Source organism: Clostridium sp. CCUG 7971 (assembly GCF_017590215.1).
Lineage (GTDB): Bacteria > Bacillota > Clostridia > Peptostreptococcales > Peptostreptococcaceae > Faecalimicrobium.
On sequence record NZ_JAFFPK010000211.1, the window covers coordinates 1 to 1,384 of the forward strand.

The 1,384-nt window shown below is 30.1% G+C and carries 1 protein-coding gene; it reads right to left on the minus strand.

The genetic code is table 11. The annotated features are described in order from the left end of the window. Positions 1-179: 179 nt before the first annotated feature. Positions 180-1,361, minus strand: coding sequence for a flagellar hook-associated protein FlgL (gene flgL, locus JWF52_RS18765; RefSeq protein ID WP_208334991.1), 1,182 nt, complete (start codon positions 1,359-1,361; stop codon positions 180-182). Positions 1,362-1,384 lie beyond the last annotated feature (23 nt).

Sequence of the window (1,384 nt, forward strand, 5' to 3'; positions counted from 1 at the left end):
ATTTATGTAAAAATACTTAGTTAAGTATCCCTTACAATATAATATATCGACATATATTAATAAAACTTTACGCTTTTTATTAAAATATTTAATTTTTCTTTATAATTAAATTAAATATCAAAATAAAAAAATAGACATAATTTAAAATTATGTCTATTTTTGTTAAATTATAGATACAATTATCTTAATAATTGCATTACACCTTCTGGTTGAGCTTTAGCTTGAGCCATCATAGCTTGAGAAGCTTGAGTTAATAAGTTTAACTTAGATAAGTTCATCATTTCTTTAGCAACATCTACGTCTCTTATTCTTGATTCTGCTGCTGTTAAGTTCTCACTTGAAGTACTTAAGTTAGATTGAGCAGTTTCTAATCTATTTTGAGTTGCTCCTAAGTTAGCTCTTGAAGTGTTTATTGTTTCTAATGCTTTATCTAAAGAATCTATCATAGCTCTAGCTGCAACAGTTCCATCATTTCCTTCTTTGTTCATCTTTTCTATAGCTTTTTTATCAGCACCTAATCCTAAAGTTTCTGTATTTACATTTTGCACTTTAACATTAAGTTTTTGAGAATCTGTAGTGTTAGCTCCAACTTGTAAGTTTATAGATTGACCTTTTATATCTGCTTCAGCTGACACTGCTATTTTAGTTTTAGCTAAAGGTGCTGCTATATCTTCTTTTAAAGTAACTTTTACAGTTTCTCCTGTAGCTTTCTTTAAAGTATATTCTCCTTTACCAATAGCACCAGCAGTACCACCAAGAGCAGTAAGTGAATCTAATTCAAATACATCAGCTCCAACGTTAAGAGTTAATTTAGTTTTACCTGCAGAAACAGCTGAAGTTAATTCAACATCTCCTTTAAGACCTAATTCTTTTATACCATCTACAGAGTATTTATCAGCAGCTGCAGCTTCCATCTTAACATCTATAGTTTTTCCTATTGAATCAGTTCCGTTTAATAAGTTTTTCTTATTGAATTCAGTTGAATCAGCTATTCTATTTATTTCATCATGTAATTGTGATAATTCTTCTGTTATCTTAGCTCTATCTTCTGAAGTGTTAGTTTCATTTGCAGATTGAACAGATAATTCTCTCATTCTTTGAGCTATGTTTCCAACTTCCTCCATAGCACCTTCTGCTGTTTGAACTACTGATATACCATCTTGAGTATTTCTAGATGCTTGTTCTAATCCTCTTAATTGACTTCTCATTTTTTCTGATATTGCAAGACCTGCTGCATCATCTCCAGCTTTGTTTATTCTTTCTCCTGAAGATAATTTGTTCATTGACTTACCAGATAATCCTACGTTTTTACCCATTTGGTTTAATGCTATCATAGCATTCATATTAGTGTTTATTCTCATTATTTTACCCTCCTTAGTTTTTT